Origin of the sequence: Sandaracinus amylolyticus, assembly GCF_000737325.1 — a bacterium.
Taxonomy (GTDB): Bacteria; Myxococcota_A; Polyangia; order Polyangiales; family Sandaracinaceae; genus Sandaracinus; species Sandaracinus amylolyticus.
The window spans coordinates 8,775,300-8,794,463 of the sequence record NZ_CP011125.1 but is presented as its reverse complement, the minus strand read 5'-3'; the positions used below and the strand labels follow the sequence as shown (position 1 = coordinate 8,794,463).

The 19,164-nt window shown below is 72.3% G+C and carries 17 protein-coding genes; 3 read left to right on the top strand and 14 right to left on the bottom strand.

The window, feature by feature from the left end:
- Positions 1 to 2: 2 nt before the first annotated feature.
- A complete protein-coding gene (locus tag DB32_RS37045) occupies positions 3 to 641 on the top strand; it encodes a YceI family protein (RefSeq protein ID WP_053237375.1) in 639 nt (212 codons plus the stop codon).
- 81 nt (positions 642 to 722) lie between these two features.
- Here the strand turns inward: DB32_RS37045 and DB32_RS37040 are convergent, their stop codons facing one another.
- The 11 genes from DB32_RS37040 to DB32_RS36990 all read right to left on the bottom strand — a co-directional run bounded on the left by DB32_RS37040 (position 723) and on the right by DB32_RS36990 (position 12,993).
- On the bottom strand, positions 723 to 1,658 hold the full coding sequence (locus DB32_RS37040; RefSeq protein ID WP_157069896.1) for a hypothetical protein: 936 nt from the start codon (positions 1,656 to 1,658) through the stop codon (positions 723 to 725).
- A 4-nt stretch (positions 1,659 to 1,662) separates the two neighbouring features.
- Positions 1,663 to 2,295 carry a thermonuclease family protein gene (locus tag DB32_RS37035; protein WP_157069893.1) on the bottom strand — a complete coding sequence of 211 codons (633 nt, stop codon included), beginning with the start codon at positions 2,293 to 2,295 and terminating at the stop codon, positions 1,663 to 1,665.
- 21 nt (positions 2,296 to 2,316) lie between these two features.
- Positions 2,317 to 4,011 (bottom strand): hypothetical protein, encoded by a 1,695-nt coding sequence (locus DB32_RS37030; protein WP_053237372.1) that lies wholly within the window; start codon positions 4,009 to 4,011, stop codon positions 2,317 to 2,319.
- Between the two features lie 42 nt (positions 4,012 to 4,053).
- Entirely contained in the window at positions 4,054 to 5,877 is a 1,824-nt protein-coding gene (locus DB32_RS37025) for a hypothetical protein (protein ID WP_053237371.1), read from the bottom strand.
- Between the two features lie 61 nt (positions 5,878 to 5,938).
- Positions 5,939 to 6,952, bottom strand: a complete 1,014-nt coding sequence (locus tag DB32_RS37020; protein WP_053237370.1) for a thermonuclease family protein — start codon at positions 6,950 to 6,952, stop codon at positions 5,939 to 5,941.
- 407 nt (positions 6,953 to 7,359) lie between these two features.
- Complete coding sequence (locus tag DB32_RS49230; protein WP_240481296.1) at positions 7,360 to 7,554, bottom strand: ATP-grasp domain-containing protein; 195 nt, start codon at positions 7,552 to 7,554, stop codon at positions 7,360 to 7,362.
- 336 nt (positions 7,555 to 7,890) lie between these two features.
- Positions 7,891 to 8,694, bottom strand: coding sequence for an ATP-grasp domain-containing protein (locus DB32_RS37010; protein WP_053237368.1), 804 nt, complete (start codon positions 8,692 to 8,694; stop codon positions 7,891 to 7,893).
- The gene (locus tag DB32_RS37005) at positions 8,694 to 9,110 is read right to left on the bottom strand and encodes a helix-turn-helix domain-containing protein (RefSeq protein WP_053237367.1); all 417 of its coding nucleotides are present in this window, start codon (positions 9,108 to 9,110) and stop codon (positions 8,694 to 8,696) included. The genes DB32_RS37010 and DB32_RS37005 overlap by 1 nt, the downstream gene beginning before the upstream one ends.
- Positions 9,111 to 9,743: 633 nt before the next feature.
- Positions 9,744 to 11,354 carry an apolipoprotein N-acyltransferase gene (gene lnt, locus DB32_RS37000; RefSeq protein WP_053237366.1) on the bottom strand — a complete coding sequence of 537 codons (1,611 nt, stop codon included), beginning with the start codon at positions 11,352 to 11,354 and terminating at the stop codon, positions 9,744 to 9,746.
- A 22-nt stretch (positions 11,355 to 11,376) separates the two neighbouring features.
- Entirely contained in the window at positions 11,377 to 11,778 is a 402-nt protein-coding gene (locus DB32_RS36995) for a response regulator (RefSeq protein ID WP_053237365.1), read from the bottom strand.
- Positions 11,779 to 11,823: 45 nt separating this feature from the next.
- Positions 11,824 to 12,993 carry a hypothetical protein gene (locus tag DB32_RS36990; protein ID WP_157069891.1) on the bottom strand — a complete coding sequence of 390 codons (1,170 nt, stop codon included), beginning with the start codon at positions 12,991 to 12,993 and terminating at the stop codon, positions 11,824 to 11,826.
- 14 nt (positions 12,994 to 13,007) lie between these two features.
- Here DB32_RS36990 and DB32_RS36985 point away from each other — a divergent pair, with 14 nt between their 5' ends.
- Positions 13,008 to 15,281: a glycogen debranching N-terminal domain-containing protein gene (locus DB32_RS36985; RefSeq protein WP_157069889.1), complete on the top strand. Its 2,274-nt coding sequence runs from the start codon at positions 13,008 to 13,010 to the stop codon at positions 15,279 to 15,281.
- A 32-nt stretch (positions 15,282 to 15,313) separates the two neighbouring features.
- Here DB32_RS36985 and DB32_RS36980 read toward each other — a convergent pair whose 3' ends face one another.
- Positions 15,314 to 16,354 (bottom strand): hypothetical protein, encoded by a 1,041-nt coding sequence (locus DB32_RS36980; RefSeq protein ID WP_053237362.1) that lies wholly within the window; start codon positions 16,352 to 16,354, stop codon positions 15,314 to 15,316.
- 9 nt (positions 16,355 to 16,363) lie between these two features.
- Positions 16,364 to 17,668 (bottom strand): adenosylmethionine--8-amino-7-oxononanoate transaminase, encoded by a 1,305-nt coding sequence (gene bioA / locus DB32_RS36975; protein WP_240481295.1) that lies wholly within the window; start codon positions 17,666 to 17,668, stop codon positions 16,364 to 16,366.
- Between the two features lie 95 nt (positions 17,669 to 17,763).
- On the opposite strand from bioA, the gene DB32_RS36970 reads away from it, so the two are divergent.
- Positions 17,764 to 18,372, top strand: coding sequence for a glutathione S-transferase family protein (locus tag DB32_RS36970; RefSeq protein ID WP_053237361.1), 609 nt, complete (start codon positions 17,764 to 17,766; stop codon positions 18,370 to 18,372).
- Here DB32_RS36970 and DB32_RS36965 read toward each other — a convergent pair whose 3' ends face one another.
- Complete coding sequence (locus tag DB32_RS36965) at positions 18,373 to 19,101, bottom strand: hypothetical protein (RefSeq protein WP_053237360.1); 729 nt, start codon at positions 19,099 to 19,101, stop codon at positions 18,373 to 18,375.
- Between the last annotated feature and the right edge of the window lie 63 nt (positions 19,102 to 19,164).

Here is a 19,164-nt window from a genome sequence, read left to right as displayed (position 1 = left end):
GCATGCGACTGCGCACGTCCGGTTGGTTCATCTCGATGCTCGCGTTCGTGGCGGTGACGTCGTTCGTCGCCTCGGAAGCCTCCGCGCAGGCGCGCACGTTCCGCATGACGCGCGGCGGCGGCAGCCGGATCCAGTGGGTCTCGGACGCGCCGCTCGAGCGCATCACCGGCGTGAACAACGCGGTCACCGGTGAGCTCAGCGTGGATCCCGCGAACCTCGCGACGGCGCGCGGCACGGTGAGCGTCGACATCGCGCAGATGCGCACTGGCCTCGACCTGCGCGACGAGCACCTCCGCGGCAGCGACTGGCTCGACGCGCAGCGCTTCCCGAACGCGACGCTCGAGATCACCGGCATCGAGGGCGCGACGGCGCTGCGCCCGAACGAGACGCAGCGCGTGACGATCCGCGGCCGCTTCACGCTGCACGGCGTGACCCGCGACATCACCGCGAGCGCGCAGGTGCGCCTCGTGCCGCTCAACGACGAGCTGCGCGCCGAGGGCATCACCGGCGACGTGATCCGCGCCCAGGCGAGCTTCGACATCGCGCTCGCCGATCACCAGGTGTCGATCAGCGCGCCGGTGCGCCTCAAGGTCGCGAACACGATCCGCGTGAACGTGACCATCCGCGCCGTCGCGAGCTGACGCCCTCTCGCCGCACGACGACCGGCCCACGGCGCGCATCGAATCGCGCAGCCAGATGTGGGCCGGGTCGCGGCGGGATGATCAGGGCGTCGCGCGGATCGCGATCTCGCCGCGCGACGCGAGCGTCTCGAGCACCGCGGTGATCTCGCCGAACTGCACGCTCGGCGCCGCCGCGACCGCGAAGAGCGCGCGCTCGTCGGGCGCGAGCGTCGCGGTCGCGCGCGCGGCGTCGAGACAGCGCGCGAGCGCGTCGACGTCGACGTGACGCTCGCGCGCCGGGATCGCGGGCGCCGACGGCGACACCGCGTCGCACGAGGGTGCGAGAGGCTCGCCTCGGAGCGTCACCTGCACGTCGAGCGTTGCGGTGATCGTGATCGACGGCGACGCGGGCTCGACCTCGGCGTGGCGTGTCGCGCCCTCGCGCCGCGGTGTGCCTTCGCCGAGCGCCTCGAGCGCGGCTGCGACCTCGCGCTCGACGTCGGCGCGCCGACCGCGGTGCGAAGGCGGCAGCGCGAGCACGACCTCGCGCTCGCCGTCGAGCAGCACGACCCGCGGCTCGGCCCAGCCCTCGCGCCCGGCGCTCCACATCGCCTGCGATACGCGCCGCCACGACACCTCGGGGGCCGCTCGCAGCGCGTACGCGATGGGCGTGCCTCCGCCCTCCGCGCGCGCTTCTTCGGTGCGTCGCGCGCGCGCCATCACCTCGGAGAGCGCGGGCACCTCGAGCGCCTCGCTCGCCACCGGGACCTCGGCGTGGATCTCCGCGTCGGACAGGCGCGCGCGATCGCGCTCCGGCCACGTCGCGATCAGCGCGCGGTTGTCGACGGTGAAGCCGTCCTCGCGCACCTCGAGGGTCACCATCGGCGTCGCCGCGGGGAGATCGCCGCGTCGCGCGCGCGGCAGCGCGTCGCGCGGGACATCGACGACCTCGACCTCGACCTCGGGCGTGTGCGCCGGCTCGCAGGTGCACGCGCTCGCGACGCCCAGCATCGCGAGCGCGATCACCGCGCGCCTCACGGCGTCACTCGCACGCCGACCAGAGCCCGAGCCCCGCCGCCTGCGCCGCCGCGCTGTCCTCCGCGATCACCGGCGCGTTCGACGAGTTCGGCTCGATCGTCAGCGGCTCCGCGAAGCCGCGCGCCGCGAGCTGCCGGTTCCACATGTCGCCCGGCCCCGAGCCGACCCACACGTACGCGAGGTCGCGACCGAAGTGGTCCTGGCACTCCGCGTCGTACGTCAGCCACACGTAGCGCCCGCGCAGCAGCTCGGTGAACGCCCACGCCTCGTTGCCGTAGCACTCGGCGGGCGTGATCTCGCCGGTCTCGTCGTTGCGCTTCTCGGTCTCCGGGGTGTCCACGCCGATCATGCGCACGTCGATCGGCTGGCTGTCGGACTCGCGCACCGCGGCGAACGTGTCGCCGTCGGTGATGTTCGTGATCACGACGCGCTGCGGCGGCTGACAGGGCGCGGGAGTCGACGGGAGATCGCTCGCCTCGAGCTCGAGCACGCGCTGGTCCGAGAGCTGGATCGAGCCCTCGAAGAGGTTGCCCACCTCGGGGTCGTAGGTGCCGTCGTCCACCGGCTCGGGCTCACCGAGACAGCCGGTCAGCCCGAGCAGCAGCGCGATCAGTGCGCGATTCGAAAAGCGGAGCACCACGTCCTCACTCTCGTCCGCTCAGAAGCGGAACCGTGCCTCGAGGCGCAGCTCGCGCTCGAGCTCGGGCGCGTCCTCGTCGGACGGGTTCTCCTCGTTGTGCGCCTCGCGGTACATGACCGCGAGGATCCCGGTGCTGCGGAAGAAGTACCAGTGCAGCGCCGCGCGCCACTGGAACGTGTCGAGCTGCTCGCGATAGCTCGGATCGCTCGTCGGCTCCGCGCCCGTCGACCACGGCTGGACCTGCCACACGCCGCCGACGTCCGCCGCGAAGAAGAGCACGCGCGGGATCAGCAGCACGCCGAGCTGCACGTTGAACGCGCTCTGCACCGGGATGGTCTGCGGATCGTCCATCACGAAGCGCGTGTAGTTCTCGACGCGCAGCGAGAAGTGCCAGACCTGGAGCAGCGAGAACGCGTTCGTCGCCGCGAAGCGCTCGGCCGGGCGCTGGTCGTACTTGCCGCCGACCGCGACGCCCCACGTGAGCGGCACCGCGGTGTAGAGGAACGGCGAGTCGAAGCGATCGAAGAACCCGATCAGGTTGAACTGGAACGCGCCGCCCGCGGCCCACGCGAAGTTGCGATCGTCGCTGCGGAAGAACCGACCACCGACGTTGCCGGTGAACTCGCCCGCGCCCGCCGCGCCCCACGCGCGGAAGCGGATCACGCCGCGCTCGTCGATCGGACCGCCGACCTCGAGGGCCGCGCCGTTCCCCTGCTCGAACGCGCGGTACATGTAGAACGGCGGATCGAGCAGCGGCTGGCGCGCCGCCGAGATGATCAGGCCCGGCGACAGACCGCCGAAGCCGCTGTTGATCGAGATGTAGTGGCCGAGATCCGAGATCGGGATCTGGAAGTTCGCGAACGTCAGGCGGACGCGATCCTCGGCGCGCACGTTGATGAGGAAGAACGAGTTCTCGATGAACGGGATCGGGCCGAGCGCGCGCAGCTGGAGCAGCGTGAAGCCCGCCTCGGGCGTGTTCGTGATGCGCTCTTCGCTGCCCGACTGGTCGTAGTCCCAGCCGATGTTCGCGCCGACGCCCGCGACCACCGAGAAGCGCAGGCCGGGCGTGCCGTTGCACACCGTGACCTGGGGATCGAAGCGGCACCCGAAGTCCGCGCAGTCGCTGCGGCCGTCGAAGTCGTTGTCGATGCCGTCGCTGCACAGCTCGTCGGTGCGCTCGCCGTTCGCGTCACCGCCGCGGCCGATCAGATCCTCGACGCTCTGGCCCTCGCCGAGCTCCGGGAGGTCCTCCTCGCCGACCGCCGCCGCACCACCGGCCGCGCCGCCGCTCGCCTGCGCGCCGCCGCGCCAGCTGCCCTGACACGCCGCGATCTGCGGGGTCTGGCAGTCGGCGTCCTCGCAGTCGACCATCTGGTCGCCGTCGTTGTCGATCCAGTCGCTGCACGCCGCGCTGGTGCGCTCCTCGCCGCCGCCCGCGTGGCAGAGGTCGTTCTCGAAGCACTCCGCGTCCGCGCAGTCGACCAGGCCGTCGCCGTCGTCGTCGCGGCGATCGTTGCAGACGGTCTCGCTCGTGCTCGTCGGCGTCGGCGAGGTCGCGGGCGTCGTCTCGGGCGAGCTCTCCGCGGGCGGCTCCGGCGTCGTCGGCTCGGTCGTCGTGTCCTGGGCACGCGCGGCGCTTGGCGGGCAGGCGATCGCCAGCGCGATCACGGGCAGGAGGAGCGCGGCCGCGCCGCGCAGTCGGAGGTGCTTCATCGGAACCGTCTCTCTCCCTGAAAATCGAATGACGAGTCGCGCTCAGCCGCAGATCGGAGCGATCAGCATCTCGCAGTGGCGAACGCCGTCGGGCTCGGTCGGCTCTCCGCAGCGACCCCGACCGCAAGGCGGACAGTCGCTGTCCTCGTCGCAGACCTGCCGCGGAACGTTGACGCATTCGCTGCGAGCGAGCGGATCCCAGTTGCAGTCCCAGTCCTCGCAGTCGGCGAAGCCGTCGCCGTCGCCGTCGACGCCATCGCAGCACGCGTCGCGCGCCTGGCGGGCCGGGTCCTGGAGGACGTAGCCGCCGCTCAGCTCGGGCAGCGGCTGCTCGAACACCGCGCTCTCGCGGCACGGCGCGCGGATCACCGCGCACACCGTCAGCGGCTCGTCGGGTCGATCCTCGCTCGTCGCCGCGTAGCAGTGCGCCGGCGTGCCGTCGCCGAGCGCGCACGCCTCGCCGACCGTGCACGGCAGCGCGATCGTGAACGAGATGTCGACCACGTCGCGGCACGAGAAGTCCGAGCAGTCGCCGAACCCGTTGCCGTCGTTGTCGCGCCCGTCGCGGCAGCGATCGAAGCTGCGCTCGCCCTGGAGCCGGCACGCCGCGACGATCGCGCGATCCGTCGAGCGCGAGCACGAGAAGTCGCCGCAGTCCGCGAAGCCGTTGCCGTCGTTGTCGATGCCGTCGGTGCAGCGCGTGAGGTCGGTCTCCGCGCGGCTCGTGCAGTACTCGACCGCCTCCGGCGACGCGCCGCGATCGACCATCGTGCAGGAGAAGTCCGCGCAGTCGATGAAGCGATCGCCCTCGTTGTCGATGCCGTCGCGGCACTCCTCGAGCGACGTCTCGTCGGCCTCCGCGCAGTACTCCACGATGTCCGGCGTGCCGCGCGAGCAGCCGAAGTCGTTGCAGTCGACGAACCCGTTGCGGTCGTTGTCGACGCCGTCCATGCAGCGCTCGAGCGTGTTCTCGAGGACGCTCGTGCAGTACTCGGCGATCGCGGGGTCGGTCGCGCGCGAGCACCCGAAGTCGGCGCAGTCGACGAAGTTGTTCGCGTCGTTGTCGACGCCGTCCATGCAGCGATCGAGCGTGTTCTCCGGCCCGTTGCGGCCGTCGCAATACAGCACGATGCGCATGTCCGTGCTGGTCGCGCACTCCTGGTCCGCGCAGTCGATCTGCATGTCGCCGTCGTTGTCGACCGCGTCGCTGCAGCGCGCGATCGTGTCCTCCGCGCCCTGGCACGCCGCGCTCGTGCGGCAGTCGGGGTCGCGGCAGTCGGTCGCGCCGTCGTCGTCGTCGTCGGCGCCGTTGCCGCAGTCGAGCTCGCCGCCGGTGCAGACCGCGGCCGTCGCGCAGTCGGTGTCGTCGCAGTCGAAGATGCCGTCGCCGTCGTCGTCGCGATCGTCGGCGCAGTCGGTCTCGCGGTCGCAGACCGTCACGAACGCGTTGTTGCGGCAGCCGTTGTCCGCGCAGTCCGCGAAGCCGTTGCCGTCGTCGTCGAAGCCGTTGCTGCAGAGCTCGTCGCTGAGCTCGATCGAGCAGCAGAGCTCGAGGATCCCCTGGCAGCTGCGATCACCGCAGTCGAACTGGCCGTCGTCGTCGTTGTCGATGCGATCGCTGCACGAGACCGCGTCGTCCTCGGGCTCGATCGTCGGCACCTGGCGGATGATCTCGTCGCACCAGCCGCGCATGATGCAGTCCTCGTCGAGGCAGTCGACGAGGCGGTCGAAGTCGTCGTCGTGCCCGTTCTGGCACGTCTCTTCGTCCGTCTCGTAGCCGAGCGGCGGGCCCTCGGGGATCAGGTCCGGATCGAAGCATCCGGGCACGAGCGCGGCGGACAGCGCGAGCAGCGCCGCGATCGACACACGAGAACGTCGGAGGTCCAAGCGATTCACTTTTCAGCAGGTGCCGCGGGGAGCAGCGATGTCAGTGGGATGCGTGCGACCAGCGCGTGCCGTCGGGCGCGGTGCCGTGACCGCGCAGGCAGGTCGCGCGCTCGCGCCCGTACCAGCGGCCGAACGGGACCGCGATCATGCAGGAGCCCCGCTCCGTGCGCGTCTGTCCGAGCTGCCCCGACGTGCGCTCCGACGCGAGGCGCGCGCGCAGCGGCTCGGCGAGCGCGGACGGCGTGTACTCGGGGAGCTCTCCGAGGCGCGCGTAGCGGCGCACCATCTCGAGCAGCTGGTAGTTCGGCACGTCGGCGGCGAGCGGCGCGAGCGTCGCGTCCTCGCGCACCCGGCGCGCGCTGGCCTCGACGGCGCGCTCGTCGGCGCGGATCTCGTCGTTGCAGACCCACGCGCACTCCGCGTAGGTGTCGTTGTGCTGCATCGACTCCGAGTGGCCGTCGTGCGTCGAGATGAGGCGGTTGTAGTGGTGCTCGCGGCTCGGGTCCTCGTCCGCCGAGTGCACCGAGGTCATCACGTAGTCGGGCACGCCGTGGGCCCACATGCCGCGGCGGTTCTCGATCGCCTCGCGCTGCGCGCGGATGTACTCGGGGCGCGTCGGGCTGTCGTCGACCATGTAGGCCATCGCGAGGCCCTGCGAGATGTGGCTCATCGCGAGGTCGGGGCAGTCCATGAGGAGGCGCCCGTAGCCGTCGCGGTTGCCGTCGGTCGTGCAGTGCCAGGTGCCGCGGCGACCGTTGGCCAGCGCCTGCTTGGCGATCACGAAGAGCTCGTAGGGATGCCAGTCGCCCCACTGGTGCGCGGGGCCGAAGCTCTCGAGCGTGTTGAACCCGCCGAGGCGGCACTGCGAGCCCGCGAGCGGACCGCCCTGCACGCGAAAGCTGTCGCCGTCGTTGAAGCGCACCGGGACGAGCTGGCCGTTGACGAACACGCGCGTCCACTCGTCGGCGATCGCGTGCGATGGGGTGCCGGCCGAGCTCCCGAGCGCGAGGGCGAGCACGAGCAGGGCGACCAGATTCAGAACGCTCTTCCGCACCGGGTGGGGCTCCGCGGGAACGGCTCGGGGCCGAAAAAAAGAAGCCGCCATCCAACGACGTCGGAGGGCGGCTGTCAACCTGACTCGGAGGTACCCCATCGGGGGGCCAGCGGTGGGACGATCCGGTGACGGGCTCGTCGCTCGCGCACGATCGCTGACGGCGCGAGCGGTCGCTGACGGTGGAACAGCCGTGCACGTGACACGTGGCACGTGCACGTGTACGAGGCACGACTCGGCCAGCGCGATCGCGGGCCCGTTCTCCCGCGCGTGATGCCGCGCGACGTCGCGACCGCACGCGGCGTGTCATGCGGAGCGCGGCGCCGGCGTTGCACCCCACCGCGTCGTGAATCGTCCACGTGCACGTGCCACGTGCTCGTGCACGGCTGTTCCCGCGTTCGCTGATCACCTCACTCGATCGCGAGCGAGGCGGCGCGCGCCCAGCGGCGTGTGATGTCGTCGAGCGACGACGTGGGCACGCAGGTGCGCGCCACTGCGCGGAGGACCGCGTCGGGATCACAGCCGCAGATGCCCGCGGCCCACGCTGCGTTCGCCTCGACCACCGCGAAGCCGCGACCCTCGATGCGGCCGACGTCGATCACCACCGTGGGCGGCAGCGCGACCTCGCGCGAGCAGTGACTCGCGATGTCGCCCGTCGCGCACGCACGCCGAGAGCGTCGCCCCCGCACGATCGCTGACGGCGCGAGCGGTCGCCTGCGGTGGAACAGCCGTGCACGTGACACGTGGCACGTGCACGTGTACGAGTCACGACTCGGCCAGCCCGATCGCGGGCCCTTTCTCCCGCGCGTGACGCCGCGCGACGTCGCGACCGCACGCGGCGTGTCGTGCGGAGCGCGGCGCCGCCGTTGCACCCCACCGCGTCGTGAATCGTCCACGCGCCACGTGCACGTGCACGGCTGTTCCCGCGTTCGCTGATCACCTCACTCGATCGCGAGCGAGGCGGCGCGCGCCCAGCGGCGTGTGATGTCGTCGAGCGACGACGTGGGCACGCAGGTGCGCGCCACTGCGCGGAGGACCGCGTCGGGATCACAGCCGCAGATGCCCGCGGCCCACGCTGCGTTCGCCTCGACCACCGCGAAGCCGCGACCCTCGATGCGGCCGACGTCGATCACCACCGCGGGCGGGAGCGCGACCTCGGGATCGGCGAGCAGCGACGCGAGCAACGTGATCGCGTCCTCGCGATCCCGCGCGTCGAGCGGCCACGTGCCGTCCTCGGCGCGCGCGATGTCGCCGTCGCGCACGTACGCCGAGAGCGTCGCGGCCTCGCGATCGACGACGAACGCGCGCACCTCGATCTCGAACCGTACCGGCTCCGAGACCAGCACCGGGAGCGCGTCGGGCAGCGCGTGGTGCTCGTCGATGCGCTCGCCGGGCTCGTACACGCGCGCCGCGAACACCTTCTCGTCCGCCGGCTTGACGAACGCGCGCTCGCGCACCTCGCGCACCGCGGCGAGCGTGGTCGCGCGGATCTCGCGCAGTCGGTACGCCGAGGGCAGCTCCGCGAGCCACCGCACGTCGGGCTCGAGCAGCACCACGCCGAGCTCGGGCGCCAGCGCGTCCGCGAGCAACGTCTCGGCGTAGAACGCGACGTCGGTGCGCCCCGCGAGCTCCGGCGGGACGGCGTAGCGCTGGGCGCGCACCACGTCCCAGCCCGCATCGACCGCGGCGCGCCACAGCGCTTGCGAGTCGGGGGTGTGGCGGCGCGAGAGGATCAGCGTGCGCATCACGGCTTCAGCTTCGCGCGCGCTTCATCGAGGGAGATGCGCGACGCCGCGAGGTGCAGGAGGAACCGCGCGAGCACCGGGCGCGCTGCGGCAGCCGGGACGCCGAGCGCATCGGCGGCGAGATAGACCGCGGCATCGAGCGCTTCGACCTTCGGCGCCTGGTCGGGCGGCGGCTGCGGGGTGGGGACCGGCACGTCGAGCGCGACCGCGACGTCCTTGGCGCGCGCCGCGTCGCGGCTCGCGATCGCCGCCACGATGGCGCTGCGCACGTTCCCGCGCGGCAGCGCGTCGCCGTGCTCCCACCGCGCGATGGTGCGGGTCGCGACCCCGATCAGCGCGCCGAGCTCGCGTTGCTCGAGGCGCAGCGACTCACGCGCGGCCCAGAGGGCATCGGGGAACGTCATCCGCCGGCTCATGACCGGACAGCATAGGACACTCCACGCCATTTCGCGCGACGGATGGCCGTCATGTCGCGCGAGCAACGGCCACTCGCTGGACCGAAGTCCGATCGACGGGACGCTCCACGCCAATGTCCGCGACAGATGTCCGGTACCCGTCGCGAGCGACCAGACATCGCTCGCGGAATGTCCGGTCGCCGGCACGCGCGCCGCCGTCGCGCTCGACCCACGAGCACGAGGGTGCTCACGCCCGCTCGAAGACCGCCCAGAGCGCCAGCGCCCCTCGTCGGTTCGAGGATCGCCGACGACCGAGACAAGACGATCTCGCGCGAAGCGCGCACACGCGCGGAGCGCGGTGCTACGCGCGAGCGTCGTGGGCGCGGCGAAGCGCGACCACGTCGCGAGCCATCTCCACCATCCCCCGGTGAGACGGCAGAACCGCGGTACCGGGCGTGGGGTGGTGGGGCCGACGCCCCCGTGCGACGGGGGCCGACGCCCCCGTGCGACGGGGGCCGCCGAGGCCGACCACGGACTGTCGACAGTCATCGCGGCGCGCCTCGCGCCGCGATGCGCCCACCGCCTCCCGAAGCTCTCACCCGCTCGAACAGCAGCCCGCGAGCACCCAGGGCGTCGGCCCCACCACCCCGCGCCTCACGCCGAAGCCGAACCGTCCAGCGCCGACGGCCGCGCCCGACGAGGCAAGTACCGAGCAGGCAGGAACCCCATCAGCGCGATCACCACCAACCCGACCCAGCCCGGCCACGCGCCGAGCAGCTGGTAGAGCGTCGTGCCGCCCTCGAGCATCGCGACCTCGCCCACCAGGTTCGCGCGCACGAACGTGCCGCTCTGCTCGGTGAGGCGCCCCGCGGCGTCGATGATCGCGCTCACGCCCGAGTTCGTCGCGCGGATGAGGAAGCGGCGGTGCTCGATCGCGCGGAAGCGCGCGAGGTGCAGGTGCACCCAGGGCTCCTGGGTGTCGCCGAACCACGAGTCGTTCGTGATGTTCACGAAGAGGTGCGGGTCGCCCTGCGCCTCGGCGCGACGCACGAACGTCGAGACGATGTCCTCGTAGCAGATGAGGATCGAGAGCCGGTACGTGCGCCCGTCGCGCGCGGTGAACGGCACCGCGTCGGGATCGTCGCCGGGCGTGAAGCGGCCGCTCATCGGCGAGATGTCGTAGACGATCGGGAACCAGTCGCCGAAGGGGATGTACTCGCCGAACGCGAGCAGGTACGTCTTGTCGTAGACGCCGACGATCTCGCCGCGCGCGTCGGTCACGAACGCGGTGTTGCGATCCTGCTCGGCGCCCTCGGCGGTCACGTGCTGGCGCAGCGCGCCGAACACGATCGGCACCTGCACGCGGTCGAGCCCGAGGCGGCGCGCCCAGCGCCAGTCGCGCACGTTCGTGAGGCCGCTCGGCAGGAAGTACGTCACCGCCGACTCGGGCCACACGACGAGATCGGGGTCGTGCTCCTGGGCGATCTCCGCGGTCTGCTCGACGTGGCGGCGCACGCCCATCGCGGGGTTCTGCCACTTCTCGAAGAGCCCCATGTTCGTCTGCACGACGCCCACGGTGAGCTGCGGCGCGGCGGCGATGCGCGCGTCGGTCTCGTGCAGGCGGTACGCGCCGTACGCGCACGCGAAGATCACCGACGCGAGCGCGATGCCGGGCCAGAGCTTCGGGACGCGGCGCTCGCGCGTCCACGTGCTGCCCGCGTCGTAGAGCGCGCCGGCGACGACCATCGCGAGCGCGGTGCACATCATCGGGCCGCCGAGATCGGCGATCTGCATGAGCAGCGGGACCGGGTGGAACGCGCTCCCGTAGTAGTGCTCGAAGAGCATCGGGAAGAGCGTCTCGCTCGCGAGGTACGCGGCGACGAGCGCGGGCGTCGCGGAGAAGCCGCGGGCACGGGCGCGCGCCCAGAGCGCGAGGATCGCGACGAACTGCAGGCCCTGGAAGAGATAGAAGATCGACGCGAAGAGCAGGCAGACGACGACCGGGAACCCCGAGAAGTCCACCAGCGTGTTGGTCAGCCAGTAGAAGCCGCCGAGCTCCGCGACGTAGCCGAAGAAGAGCGCGCGCCAGAAGAAGTGCTTGCCGGGCGGGCGCTCGAAGCCGCCGCGTGTCTCGAGCGGATCGAAGACGAAGAGCGCGGGGATGATGCCGACGAACGCGAGCGGCCAGATGCCGAACCCCGCGAAGCCGAGGAACATCAGCACCGCGGAGATCACGAGCAGCGCCCAGGGGCGCGCGCGGATCACCAGCGGCGTCTTCGGGGCGGGCTCACTTGCCGCGTGCGGCGAGCGCTTTGCGGACTTTGCCAACGAGCTCCTCGGTCTTGAAGGGCTTCGTGACGTAGTGCCGCGCGCCGGCGTTGATGCCGGCGATCACGTCGCGCGCCTGGGTCTTCGCGGTGAGCATCACGACCGGCACGCGGCCGAGCACGGGGTCCGCCTTGAGCTTCGTGGCGAGCGTGAGCCCGTCCATCCGCGGCATCATGAGGTCCGTGACGATCACGTCGGGGACGAAGCCGCCGGTGAGGCGCGTGTACGCATCCTGACCGTCGACCGCGGTCGTCACGTCGCCCACCGTGCCGAGGATCTTGCTCAGCATGCGCCGCAGATCTTCTTCGTCCTCCACGACGAAGATCTTCGGGCGACCGGTGGTCGGAGGCGCAGACACCATCGGAGGGCAGCGAGGCTAGCACGGGAGCTGGATCGGGCCATTGCGCTACCGAGCGCAGCGGAGCGGCGTCGCGACGACGAGCGGGCGCGTTGTGGGGTCGTCCTGCTCGATCGCGATGACCAGCGCGCCGGTGTCGGTGCGGAGGACCTCGGCGTCGCGCGCGTCGGGGGACATCGGGAGGAGCGCGCGACGCGCGCCGTCGGGCGCGAACACGCCGACGTACCACTGCGTGTCATCGGCGACGGGGACGAGGTAGCTGCCGCCGGTCCAGGTGACCTCGAAGCGATGGAGCGGGCGGGTGTCGCCGAGCTCCAGCTCGATGCGGTCCGCGATCTCTCCCCCGGCATCGACCTGCACCGCGTGCAGCGCGTCGGGAGGATCGGCCGGCTTGTCGCGGTCGCTCCACACGACCCAGAGCGCTCCATCGCGCAGCACCGAGGACGCGTGGGCGAGGTCGCGATCCGAGAGCCGCGTGGTCGCGATCCGCGCTCCAGCGGGGTCGAACACGTCCATCGCGATCCCGTCGGCCGCGTTGCCGACGATCACGAAGCTGCCGTCATCGCGCAGCTGGCGCCGCGCATAGCCGATGTGCAGGCCGATCCTGCCTCCGAGCGGGACGCGCTCGAGCTCGCGGCCGCCTCGATCGGCGCGCACGAGCTGGAAGGCGTCGGGGTCGAAGAGGCGTCTGCGCCGCAGCGCGAGCCAGGTGAGCGTCTCGCCATCGGAGCGGAGGTCCCAGGCGGCCTCGTCGGGGTCGTGCGCGACGGTGCGGGTGTAGCCGTCGGGGTCGACGATCGCGAGCGTGCTCGCCTTCTCGACGTCGGTGGCCTCGTAGGCCAGCGCGTAGAGCGAGCAGTCGCCCGCGGCGCCGGGCTCGACGCCCAGCGAGGATCCGCCCACGCGCACGCTCGACACGGTGAGCGCGGCTCCGCGGGGCATGCCCTCGGCGTCGACATCGAGGGCGCGAACCTCGCTGGAGCCGCCGAGGAACTGGCGATACGCGAGCGCGGCGCCGCCGCGGTGTGCGACCGAGCCCACGTCGTCCCCGACGTCGAGCACGACCGACTCACCGCGCTCCCAGGTCTCACAACGGTCGAGCGGCGCGGGCGGTGGTGACGGCGTGCAGGGCGCCGGCGGCGGGATCTCGAGGGAGGTCTTGGTTCCGCACCCGCTGGTCGCGAGCGCGACGAGCAGCACCATCCAACGACGAGGCATGGCGCGGAGCATACGTGAGGCGAGGCGCCCCGCACTCGTTCGAGGGCACTCCGCGTGCTTCGGGGCTCGTCGTGGTCCTGCGCGCCGAGATCAGACCCGAGGTGCGGCTCGCGTGGCGCGGGCCGACGATGCTCGTGACCGACGTGCGCGGCGAGCTCGGGCGCGGCGTGTCGAGCAGCGGTCTGTGGTTCCGCGAGACGCGGTATCTGCGCACGCTGCGGCTGCTCGTGAACGGGCGAGCGCCGCACCTCTGCGCGCTGGGCGGCGAGGGCGCGCACACGCTCGATCTCGTCTACGTGCACCCCGAGCTCGAGGAATTCGGGGGCGGCGGCTCGGGGCTCGCGCGCTCCGAGGAGTCATTGGGGCCCGACGGTGTGCCCCACCGCGCGATCGACCTGCGGGTGACGCACTCGGTGGAGATCGACGGGCTCGAGTCGCGCTTGGTGGTCGCGAACCGCGCGCAGCGCGACGTGCGCCTGGTGATCGACGTCGCGCTCGACGGCGACTGGGCGGACATCGGCGACACGATCGGCGATCGCGAGGCGCCGGTGCGCATCTGGGAGCGCGCGGTGTGCGCGGGGTCGTCGCTCGAGCTGCGCTCCACGCACCCCGAGCTGCCGTACGTCACGCACGTCGAGGCGCCGGGTGCGCGCGCGCACGAGTGCGGCGTGCGATGGACGGTCGAGCTCGCGCCGCGCGAGGAGGTCGTGCTCGCGATGCGAGTGCGCGCGATCGACTTCGAGGACGCGCTGACGGGTGAAGGGATCGCCGCGCGCGAGCGCGTGCTCGAGCGGTGGCGCGCGTCGCACGTCGTGGTCGACACGAGCGGGCACGGCGTGGAGCCGCTGGTGATCGCGGCGGCGCTCGAGGACCTCGCGTCGCTGCCGCTGCTCGAGGGGCGCGCGCGCGAGTGGCTCGCGCCGCAGGCGGGGCTGCCGATCTATCCCGCGCTCTTCGGGCGCGACGCGCTCACGACCGGATGGCAGGCCTCGTTCGTCGACGGGGGCGCGATGCTCGACGCGGCGCTGGCGCGCCTCGGTCGTCACCAGAGCACGCGCGACGATCCGCGCATCGACGCGCAGCCGGGGCGCGTGCCGCAGCAGGTGCGGCGCGGGCCGCGCGCGCGGCTCGGCGACGGCGCGTTCGCGGTGAGCTACGCCGACGTGGCGAGCCCGCTGATGTACGTGATCGCGCTCGCGCAGCTCTACGCGCTGCGCGGCGACGAGGCGCTGATCCGACCGCACCTCGACACCGCGCGGCGCATCCTCGACTGGGCGCGCGAGCAGGCGCAGGGCGGCTTCCTCCACTACCACACGCGCTCGCCCGACGGGCCCGAGCACCAGGGCTGGAAGGACAGCGGCGGCGCGATGGTGCACGCCGACGGAACGCCCGCGCGCTCGCCGATCGCGGCGTGCGAGATCCAGGGCTACTGGTTCGCGGCGCAGGAGCTGCTCGCGATCGTGCTGTGGACGCTCGGGCGCCAGGGCGACGCGCGCGCGCTGTGGAGCGCGGCGCGCGATCTGAAGCAGCGCTTCCACCGCGCGTTCTGGATGGAGGACGAGAGCTACTACGGGCTCGCGCTCGATCGCGACGGGCGCCTGCTGCGCAGCATCACGTCGAACGTCGGGCACTGCCTCGCGTCGGGGATCGTCGCGCAGGACGTGATGGAGCGCGTGGTCGACCGGATGTTCGCGCCCGATCTCTGGAGCGGCTGGGGGTTCCGCACGCTCTCGTCGGCGCACCCCGCGTACCAGCCGCTGTCGTACCACTGCGGCTCGGTGTGGAGCGTGGAGAGCGCGACGATCGCGCTCGGGCTGCGCCGCTTCGGGTTCGATCGGCGCGCGCTGCAGCTCGCGGACGCGACGCTCGCGCTCGCGTCGCTGTACCCCGGGTTCCGAGTGCCCGAGTGCGTCGGTGGGTACACGAAGGACGAGCTGCCGCACCCCGGCGCGTACCCGCGCGCCGATCTGATCCAGGCGTGGAACGTGAGCGCGATCCCGGGCTTGCTCCACGCGATGCTGGGCATCTTCAACGTCGCGCCGCTCGATCTCCTCGCGCTCGATCCGCTCTTGCCGACGTGCCTCGATCGCTTGCGCGTCCGGAAGCTGCGCGTCGGGCGAGGCGAGGTCGACGTCGACGTGTGGCGCGACCGCGACGGGCACTGCCGCTTCGAGGTGACGCGGCGCGAAGGGACGCTGCACGTGGTGCGACAGCCGCCGCCGGAGTCGATCTCGGTGGGCATCGCAGGGCGGATGCGCGCGCTCGTGGACGGGCTGCTCCCGGCGTGAGCGAACACGATCGGCGCGATCGCGGGCGCTGATCAGAGCTCCTGGGCTCGCAGGTGCAAGAGATCGACGTCGGGCCAGCCCCAGCGCGCGACGAGATCGGGCTCGGTGAACGTTCGCCCGTCGGGCGCGATCAGCTCCGCGAGCACGTCGTCGATGTCGACGAGCGCGGCTCCGAGCGCGCGGCTCGCGCGGTCCTGGAGCGCGAGCGCGGTGAGCACGCCTGCGTCGCCCGCCTCGAGCCATCCCTCGCTTCCGCGGACCACGCGGTCGGCGTCTCGGCGGTAACGCATGAGCGTGGTGAACAGGATCACGAGAGAGAAATCCCGCGGTCGACGGTCTCCGGCGTGCTTCGCGAGCCTCGCGAGCGCGCGCGGATGGGCGTCGAGCGCGCGCGCCCGCAGGAACTCACCGCGCGCGAAGCTCTGCGGCGATCCCAGCTCGAACGCGCGCAGCAGCGCGTTCACCCGCGCGTGACGCACGGCGAGCGATCCGTCGCTCGGCGCGCGCGCGGTGGGATCGCCCGCCAGCGGCGAGCCGAGCCACTCGTGCAGCACGTCGATCGCGCCGAGCACCCGCGGCCTCCAGATCACCTCGCCGAACGCGACGTGCTCGACGCGCGCGGTCGCGGCGTCCCACGCGATCGAGATCGCCGCCGCGAAGAAGTGATGCACGCGCCACCCGAGCACGAGCTCCACACCATCGGGACGACCGAAGGCGCGATCGATCTCCTCCTCGGCACGGATGCGCAAGGCCTCGAGCCCCGGTCCACGCACCCAGATGCGTCGCACGACGCCGTCGCGCAGCTCGAACGTGGTGCCCGCGACGAACACTCGTCCGCCGCGAGCGGCGACCTCCTCGCGCAGCGTCTCGGGCGAGACGGGCACGCGACGACCGTCGGGCAGGATGTCGAACGCGCCGTCGGTCCCGTGGCTGCGCGGACCGCTCGCGATCGACTCGTAGCGGACCGAGGCGTCGAGCTCGATCGCACCGATCGCATCGCCGATGCGCGCGCCGCGCACGCGGGCGCTGCGGCCGTCGACGCGTCCCGAGCGCAGCGCGTCCCAGTCGATCATCGCGACAGGCTACGCGATGGCGGCGCGGATCGACTCCTCGAGGATGTCGAGCAGGAGCTCGAGCTCTTCGAACGTCACGTTCAGCGGCGGCGCGACGTACACGGTGTCGCCCAGCGGGCGCAGGTACGCGCCGCGGCGCAGCGCTTCTTCGTACACGCGGTGGCCCATCGCGCCGGAGTAGCCGCCTTCTCCGAGGTCGGCCGCGCCGATCGTCCCGAGGTGACGCACCCGCCGCACGCCGGGAATCTCCGCGATCTTCGCGAACCGTCGCGCGATCGTCGCGGCGCGCGGCGCGACGCCCTCGACGATCTTCTCGTCGCGATAGATCGCGAGCACCTCGCGCGCGATCGCCGCGCCGAGCGGGTGCCCGCAGAACGTGTGGCCGTGCATCAGCGCGCGTGACGGGCCGCCGCGGAACCCGTCGTACACACGATCGGTCGCCATCGTCGCGGCCATCGGGAGGATGCCGGCGGTGAAGCCCTTCGCGATGCACATCAGGTCCGGCGTGATGCCCGCGCGCTGACACGCGAACATGTGCCCGGTGCGGCCGTAGCCGGTGAAGACCTCGTCGGCGATCAGGAACGTGTCGATCTCGCGGGTGATCGCGCGCAGGCGCTGCAGCACCTCGGGCGGGTGCATGCGCATCCCGGCCGCGCCCTGGATCAGCGGCTCGACCACCACGCCCGCGATCTCGTCGGGGCGCGCGCGCAGCTCGCGCTCGACGTGATCGATCACCGCGTCCCATCCCTCGTCGGGCGGCGGCGGGCGCACGATGTCGAAGAGCAGCGGGCCGAACACGCCGCTGAACTCCTCGAGCGCCGCGAGGCTCGCCGCACCGATCGTGTCGCCGTGGTACGCGCCCGCGAGCGCGACGAAGCGATGACGCTTCGGGCGCCCGTTCTGCTGCCAGTGCTGGAACGCGATCTTGATCGCGACCTCGACCGACGTGCTCCCGTCGTCGCTGAAGTGCGTGCGCGTCAGGCCCGAGGGCGCGACCTCGGCGAGCTCCTTCGCGAGCAGCGCGATCGGCGCGTGGGTGATGCCGCCGGCCGCGACGTGGATCAGCTGCTCCGCCTGCTCGCGCAGCACGCGGCGCAGGCGCGGCGGATCGTGGCCGAGCGTGCAGGTCCACCACGACGACACTCCGTCGAGGTAGCGGCGCTCGTTCGCGTCGACGATCCACGCGCCCTCGCCGCGCACGATCACGAGCGGCTCCTGCTGCTCGTGCTTCTCGCTCGACGTGTACGGAGGCCAGACGTGACGGCGCTCGAGCGCGATCACGTCGTCGCGGGACAGCCCGGGAGGAAGGAGCACGACCGCGTCGTAGCGCGCGGATCGAGCGCCGGACATATCCTGACAATCACCTGACACTGACGCCGGTCATCGTCCGGTTCGAAGGAGAACGAACCGTGATCAAGCTCTTCCACGCTCCCTACTCGCGCTCGTCGTCGACCGTGTGGCTCCTCGAGGAGCTCGGCGTGCCGTATCAGCTCGACGTCGTGCCGATCCGCGCGACCGGCGGCGCGCCCGAGGGGTACCGCGAGATCCAAGCGCACAAGAAGGTGCCCGCCGTCGTGCTGGACGGCGTGACGATCACCGAGCGCGCGGCGATCGCGCTGCACCTCGCGGAGAGCTTCCCCGAGACCGGGCTCGCCCCGCGCTTCGGTGACCCGCGTCGCGCGGCGTTCCTGAGCTGGCTCGTCTACTCCGACGCGGTGCTCGACCCCGCGATCACCGCGCGGCTCTCGGATTGGTCGTACGTGCCGCTGGGCGTGTCGTTCGGCACGCTCGACGACGCGGTGCGACACGTCGATCGCGCGCTCTCCGCGTCGCCGTACCTCGTCGGCGACCGGTTCACCGCGGCCGACGTGCAGATCGGCGCGATGCTGCACTACGCGGTGAGCATCGTGGAGGCGATCACGCCGACGCCCGCGATGCACGCGTACCTCGAGCGCGTGCGTGCGCGCCCGGCGTTCCAGCGTCGCGAGCAGATCGATCGCGAGCTCGCCGGCGCGTGATCAGTCGCCGAAGCGCACGACGTACGAGTACACCGCGCGACCGCGCTGTCCGCGCACCACCATCTCGACGGCGGCGCGCTCGACGCACTGGCGCATCGTGGTGTCGAAGCCGCCCGCGCCCTCGAGCTGCGCGCTGCCGACGCGCCCGCCGTCGCTCGCGGTGAACGTCAGCGTCACCTCGCCGGCGCGGTGCGCCGCGCGATCGAGGTACTGGCCGTAACACGCGGCGAGCCGCGATCCGATCCCGCGCATCGCGGCGCGCACGTTCTCGTCCGGGGCCTGGCCCGAGCCGTCGACGCGCTCGCCGCGCACCGCGCGCACCGAGGGCGCGAGCTGGGTGCCGCTCTCGATCTGGTGCACGGTGCCGCGATCGGCGGCGAGCGAGTCGTGCGCGGGGTCCGCGGTGGTCTCGGTGACCGTGCCGTCGACGTGCACCGGGATCGGGTTGCGCTCGATGCAGTGCCGCACCTGCTGCGCGTGCGCGCGGATGCGATCGACGAGCGCGGTGACCGACGCGGCCGCGTCGCGCCGGACGTCGTCGGCGATCCCGGGCTCGTGCGCGCGCGTCTCGGCCTGCTCGAGCAGGCGCATCAGACGCTGCACCTGCTCGTCGTGCTCACGCAGGCACTGCGCGACGGTGCGCGCGCTCGCCGCGGGGTCCTGCGCGTGGGCGATGGTCGCGAGCGACGACAACGAGAGCGCGAGACCGAGAAGGAAGGCGGTGCGCATGGGTCCTCAGACGCGTGGGACGTGCGCCGTCATTCAAGCACGCAGCGGGACGGTGCGATCCGC

Excerpts from the sequence above, each read along its gene's own strand:
- DB32_RS37045 (WP_053237375.1), top strand. The coding sequence starts at position 3 with ATGCGACTGCGCACGTCCGGTTGGTTCATCTCGATGCTCGCGTTCGTG.
- DB32_RS37030 (WP_053237372.1), bottom strand. The coding sequence starts at position 4,011 with ATGAAGCACCTCCGACTGCGCGGCGCGGCCGCGCTCCTCCTGCCCGTG.
- DB32_RS37010 (WP_053237368.1), bottom strand. The coding sequence starts at position 8,694 with ATGCGCACGCTGATCCTCTCGCGCCGCCACACCCCCGACTCGCAAGCG.
- DB32_RS37005 (WP_053237367.1), bottom strand. The coding sequence starts at position 9,110 with ATGAGCCGGCGGATGACGTTCCCCGATGCCCTCTGGGCCGCGCGTGAG.
- DB32_RS36995 (WP_053237365.1), bottom strand. The coding sequence starts at position 11,778 with ATGGTGTCTGCGCCTCCGACCACCGGTCGCCCGAAGATCTTCGTCGTG.
- DB32_RS36990 (WP_157069891.1), bottom strand. The coding sequence starts at position 12,993 with ATGCCTCGTCGTTGGATGGTGCTGCTCGTCGCGCTCGCGACCAGCGGG.
- DB32_RS36980 (WP_053237362.1), bottom strand. The coding sequence starts at position 16,354 with ATGATCGACTGGGACGCGCTGCGCTCGGGACGCGTCGACGGCCGCAGC.
- DB32_RS36965 (WP_053237360.1), bottom strand. The coding sequence starts at position 19,101 with ATGCGCACCGCCTTCCTTCTCGGTCTCGCGCTCTCGTTGTCGTCGCTC.